Source organism: Enterococcus dongliensis (assembly GCF_031927985.1).
In the GTDB taxonomy this organism is placed as follows: Bacteria; Bacillota; Bacilli; order Lactobacillales; family Enterococcaceae; genus Enterococcus_A; species Enterococcus_A dongliensis.
Genome location: NZ_JARPZC010000020.1, coordinates 22,777 through 28,952 on the forward strand (window position 1 = coordinate 22,777; position 6,176 = coordinate 28,952).

Sequence of the window (6,176 nt, forward strand, 5' to 3'; positions counted from 1 at the left end):
AAAGCCCCAAACAGCTAAACACTGTTTGGGGCTTTTTGATTGATTATTGCTTATTCTGTCACACTTGCTTTTTCTTCGCTATTTTTTAAAGCAGGTGCTTTTTCTGGTTTATTCGGACGATAAAAAATCATATATAAAATGGATACGATGATTGGAATAATCGCACAGAAAATATAGATTCGTTGGTATGAACCCAAAAGACCTTTGATTGCACCTAATAAATATGGACCCACACCTAGACCTAAATCTAATCCGATGAAATACGTCGATAAAGCTACACCAATACGAGCTTTGTCAACTAATTTTAATGTCACTGCTTGACCGTTGGCCATAAACGTTCCGTAACCTAGCCCAACAAACGCACCAGCGACCAATAAAACAACTGCATTGCCTGTAAGAGCTAAAAGGATCAAACCGATAGTCAAACAAATAAAACTTGGATACATTACGGAATTTTCACCGTATTTATCAAAGATTTTACCAGACATTGGTCTTGTAACTGTAACGACTAATGCATAAACAACAAAGAAAAAGGCACCGGCTGTTACTAAATGTAATTGATCGGCATAAATTGATAGAAAACCTAAGACGCTTGAATAAGCAATCCCAATCAAAAAGGCGATTCCAGCAACAAAGAGGACTTTAATCTCGATAAAGCTTTCTAAGCTGAATTTGTTGATTAACGCACGATGTTCTTCGGTTAATACGATGTTTTGAACTTTAAATTTGAAGCAAGCAAGCATCGTGATGAACGCCAAGACGACGGCAAGGATAATAATTGCTTGAAAACCAACCATCGGTAACAAAAGTAGACCGATAAACGGACCAATCGCAGCAGCTAAACTAGTACTCAACCCATAGTAGTTGATTCCTTCACCATATTTCGCTTCTGGGATATAGGCGGTAACGATCGCATTTGCAGCTGTTGAAACCGCCCCATAACCAAACCCATTCAAGAAACGGACACCATCTAGAATAAAAATATTACTGCTTATCAAATAGGCAGCTGTCGTAAGTAGATAGAAAAGTGCCCCATAACGTAAAACCGCTCGCCGACCGAATAATTCCAATTTTTTCCCAATATATAATCGAGCAAGCAGTGTACCAATAATATAGATCCCAACAGCAAATCCTGCTTGTGCAGTTGTTGCGCCCAAACTGTCTGTAGCGTACTTCGCTGTGATAACAACAAAACAATAATAAACTAAAAAGACAACAAAATTGATGATAGTAATTGTGATAAACCCTTTATTGAATAACTTTTCTTCTTTAATTTTCATTACCTACTCTCATTAAAATACGATAGTTTCATTTAGTTTCTTTAAATCTGAAATTTTTTCCGCAACCTTGTTATAGTTTGAGGGATAGCGATCCACTGCCTGACTAATAAATAGGTCCCGTGTATGGTCAAACTCCCGCAGAAAGTCTTCTAGTGTTTCGTCTTGTTCCAGCGTAACATCCCTTCTCAACATCAAGGCATTTTGATAAGCATCATTCAAAAAGACCAATACGGCCTCTTTTTCAAATCTTACCTTGTAGGCTGATTCCAATCGTTCGATCATTGCGCATGTCCATTTTTTCATAATAACCACTCCTCTTATTTCCAAAATTTCTAATTCACTAGAACATTGGGTTTGTTTGGCTTACTTGATCGATTATACGGATATAAAAAAAATGCAAAATCAGATTTCATAATGAAAAATGGTTTTGAAATTTTTTAGCAAATAATGACATTAACATTTGTATATATCTTTTTTATACATACTTTTAATCAAACTACACGCTTAATTGTGATAGAATAGCAATAAAATTTCAGCAAATTATGGAAGGAACAAGTGAAAATTGGACAATGCAGCTTTAACAAACTACTTAGAACAAAAAAAATTCCCTATCGTTACCAAAGAATACAAGAAGTATTTGCTCTATGAAGGGATTCAGGATCACCATGTATACATTTTGAAAAGCGGAGTCATCAAGACCAGTGTTATCTCAAGAGATGGCAGAGAATTCAATTTGGAGTACATCAACGATCTCGAGGTAGTGTCATTGTTAAAGGATGAATACTCTCAGTTCATCGATGCCCCTTTTAATATTCGTGTCGAATCAAAAAAAGCCGAACTTTATCAAATTGATCGTGTAGAATTTTGGAAAGACATCAATCAAAATTTTGAATTACAAATCTATGTAAAAAACTATTACCGCGAACGACTGCTCAAATCCATGAAAAGGACTCAACAAATGCTGATGAATGGAAAATTCGGAGCGGTCTGCACACAAATCTATGATCTATATGACAAATTTGGAATTGAATTTCAAGATGGGGTATTGATCGATTTTGTTGTGACCAATGAGGAGATTGCTCATTTTTGTGGTATCAATGCAGCAAGCAGCGTTAGCCGGATTATGCATCAACTAAAAAGTTGTGGTGCTATCAAAATGCATGATCGGAAATTATTTATTAAAAATATTGAATTAATCAAAGACAACATCATCTTTTAAGTCAGAAGATCCTCTACTAGCCATATCCTATCTAGTAGTTGTTCATTGCTGCTACCATGCATTCAACTATTTTTACCAAGGACTTATAGCAAGTATCGATACATTGACAAGCGTTTTACAAAAAAAGATTCTGAGACTGTTTAGTCTCAGAATCTTTTTATCTATTATTTTATTGAGCCATGTTTTACATTTTTGTATGGTCAGTTCGTGAAATCACGTCACGACGTTGTTCAGGCGTCAAGTCACGGAATTTTACCGCATAGCCGGATACTCGAATCGTGAAGTTTGCATATTTAGGATTGTTAATATCTTTATCCATTTCTTCCAGCAATTCACGACCAAAGACATTGACATTCAAGTGATAGCCACCTTTATCAAAGTAACCGTCCAACACTTGTCGTAAATTGTCTACTTGCATCGCTTCGTCATCCGTCCGTCCAAGTGCCCCTGGATTGATGGTTTGTGTATCAGAAATACCATCTTGCGCACACGCATAATTTAATTTAGCAGTTGAGTTCAAAGAAGCCAACAACCCATTTTTCTCACCTAAAAACTTACCATCTTGATAACTTGGGTTCGCCCCTGGTGCTAATGGTTTGCCTGCACGACGACCATCTGGAGTATTTCCTGTATTTTTACCGTAAACAACATTTGATGTAATCGTCAATAGAGACAATGTTGGTGTCGAATCACGGTATGTGTGTTGCCGTTTGATCTGAGTCATAAAGTATTCAAGAATCCAGTTGGCCATTTCATCTGCTTCATCATTGTCATTTCCGTAAGTCGGAAACTCATTTTGCGGGATATAATCTACTGCTAAGCCATCTTCATCACGAATCACTTTTACGTTTCCGTATTTGATCGCCATCAATGAATCGGCCGCGTGAGAGATCCCAGCGATACCTGTAGCAAACGTCCGTTTTAACTCTGTATCCATCAACGCTAATTGTGGCGCTTCATAAGCATATTTATCATGCATGTAATGGATTACGTTCAATGTATTCACGTATAATTCCGCTAACCAATCTAAGACATCTTTATAACTGTCCATGAATTGATCAAAGTCGATGCTGTCGCCTTCTAATGGACGGAAACGCGGAGCTACTTGCATCTTCGTCATTTCATCTACCCCGCCATTGATTGCATAAAGAACTGCTTTGGCTAAATTGGCACGCGCACCGAAGAACTGCATGTCTTTACCAATAACTGTTGCCGAAACACAGCAAGCAATCGCTGAATCATCTGAACCCCAATATTGACGTAGTAGGTCATCATTTTCTAATTGGATTGAAGAACTTTGTTTAGCAACTTTTGCTGCATACGTACGAAAACCTTCTGGCAGATGAGACGAATACAACACAGTCAAGTTAGGTTCTGGTGATGGTCCCATGTTTGTCAACGTGTGGAGGATTCGGAAATCATTTTTTGTTACTAATGAAGAACCATCCATGTTCATTCCTGCTAATGATAGAGTTGCCCAGATTGGGTAACCAGAGAACAATTGATTGTATTCAGGTGTACGTGCAAATTTTACCATTCGAAGTTTCATAATCAAATGATCGATCAGTTCTTGTGCTTCAAATTCAGTGATTACTCCACGCTCTAAATCACGTTGAATGTAAATATCTAAGAAGGCCGAGATGCGGCCAATCGACATTGCCGCTCCGTTTTGTGATTTAATCGCTGCAAGATAACCAAAGTATAACCATTGAATCGCTTCTTGAGCATTGCTTGCTGGTTTTGAGATGTCATAGCCATAGCTTGCTGCCATTTCCTTCATATCTGCTAACGCACGGTATTGTTCAGAAACTTCTTCACGTAATTGGATTACGTCGTTGGTCATGACCTTACTACCGACATTTTTCCAATCTTTTTTCTTTTCTTTCATCAAAAAGTCGATACCATACAACGCAACACGGCGATAATCACCAATAATCCGACCGCGACCATAAGCATCCGGCAAACCTGTAATGATTTTATTTTTACGAGCTAGACGCATTTCATCTGTATATGCATCAAAAACACCTTGATTGTGTGTTTTACGCCATTTGTTAAAGATAAACGACATCTCATCGTCTACTTCATAACCATTTGATTCTAAGGCCTTGTTTGCCATATTGATGCCGCCAAAAGGCATAAATGCCTGTTTTAACGGAACATCGGTTTGTAGTCCAACAATTTTTTCTTCTTCTTCAATCAAATAACCTGGTTCATGGGAAGTGATTGTCGCCGGAACATCGTTGTCCATATCGTAGACACCGTTTTGTTTATGTTGAACTTCAAATAGTTCTTGTAATTTTCCCCATAATTTCTCGGTGCTTGGTGCCGCACTTTCCAAAAAACTATCGTCGCCTTTATATTCTGTATAATTCCGTTTGATAAAATCTAGTGTGTTGACTTCATGTTGCCAACGACCTTCATTAAAACCCTCCCAAGGATTTTTTGTTTGTTCTACAGTTTTAGCAATCGTATCTGTTTTCATATTCGCGCTCCTTTGTCAAATTAGTTTAAAATGATTATAACAAAAGACTATGTTTTAAGAAAGTGCTTTTTTAAGTCCTCATTCCATAAGATTACTTTAAAATAATGATGATTATTTAATAAAACTTCATTGTTTGTTTACACCGATAATTATCCTAATTGATAATAAGCCTTATTATTTGAGAGCCATATAAAAAACGTGCAGGCTCATTTGAGACTACACGTTACTTGACTCTTATTGTTGAACAGACTCGCAAAGAACGGTCTCTTGTACGTCAACTAGGTCATTTTCTAGATAATCGAAAAACTTTTTATTTAAGCGATACCCTTGCCCCCAAATCGTTTGAATGGCCTCATCACCAAATTCATTTTCTAACTTCTCATTAGCTTTTGAGACCACCTTTGAAAGACTCGCTAAAACAGATTTAGTTGGGGCTTTTTCCCAAATTTGCTGACTGATCTCTTCTCTAGGCACCGTACGATCACCCGCTTGAATCAAATAATAGACAATCTCTTTTTGTTTTAATTTCAAGCTTAATTCAGATAATTTCTGTTTTACTGCGACTTGTTGCACATGAGCGGCCCCTTTATTGACCATATGGGATAATTCTGCAATCAATAAAATCTCTCGTAATCGGCATAAATCTATATCTAGCGGAATCCATGCATCAAAGGGTAGAAAATCTGCCTCCTCATGCTTACTCTCTGATGCTCGCCGGAAACATTTGATTGTTTCTTGAGAGAGCTGCTTCATTATTTCCTGTATCTCACTATCATAAAGTGTTTCACTAAAAATGATTCCTTCAAATTGATTGAGAAAATTTTTATCAATCATCCCTCTTTTTAATGCGGTCAACACATTAGTAGAACAATAGACCTCATTTCCTAATTGCTTTAATTGACGTTCAAAGTTTTCTTCATACAACGGAACCTTAGTCAAAAGTAATAGTTGCACGTCTTTGTCCCCTTTCGTAATTATATTTCAGCGCAACATTCTTTCTGAGCTATGGCGCTTCCTATCTGATTACTAAAAATCATTATAAATAAAATTTAATCTACTAAAATAAAAAAATATATGTATTTATTATAATATATTGTTAATTTTAAATCAATTTCAATGGGACCTGCAACAGTTTAGTTAACAGTCGGTTAGATTACTTATTTTCTTCGCCTCAAATTGTCGAGGAGTCATCATA

General features: G+C 36.8%; 5 protein-coding genes. 1 reads left to right on the forward strand and 4 read right to left on the reverse strand.

The window, feature by feature from the left end; translation table 11 throughout:
- Window positions 1–50: 50 nt before the first annotated feature.
- On the reverse strand, window positions 51–1,280 hold the full coding sequence (locus tag P7D84_RS12325) for an MFS transporter (protein WP_311801510.1): 1,230 nt from the start codon (window positions 1,278–1,280) through the stop codon (window positions 51–53).
- A 12-nt stretch (window positions 1,281–1,292) separates the two neighbouring features.
- Window positions 1,293–1,583, reverse strand: a complete 291-nt coding sequence (locus P7D84_RS12330) for a hypothetical protein (RefSeq protein WP_311800668.1) — start codon at window positions 1,581–1,583, stop codon at window positions 1,293–1,295.
- Between the two features lie 259 nt (window positions 1,584–1,842).
- On the opposite strand from P7D84_RS12330, the gene P7D84_RS12335 reads away from it, so the two are divergent.
- On the forward strand, window positions 1,843–2,499 hold the full coding sequence (locus tag P7D84_RS12335) for a Crp/Fnr family transcriptional regulator (RefSeq protein WP_311800669.1): 657 nt from the start codon (window positions 1,843–1,845) through the stop codon (window positions 2,497–2,499).
- A 184-nt stretch (window positions 2,500–2,683) separates the two neighbouring features.
- Here P7D84_RS12335 and pflB read toward each other — a convergent pair whose 3' ends face one another.
- Complete coding sequence (pflB, locus tag P7D84_RS12340) at window positions 2,684–4,981, reverse strand: formate C-acetyltransferase (RefSeq protein WP_311806611.1); 2,298 nt, start codon at window positions 4,979–4,981, stop codon at window positions 2,684–2,686.
- Between the two features lie 234 nt (window positions 4,982–5,215).
- On the reverse strand, window positions 5,216–5,935 hold the full coding sequence (locus tag P7D84_RS12345; protein ID WP_311806612.1) for a helix-turn-helix domain-containing protein: 720 nt from the start codon (window positions 5,933–5,935) through the stop codon (window positions 5,216–5,218).
- Between the last annotated feature and the right edge of the window lie 241 nt (window positions 5,936–6,176).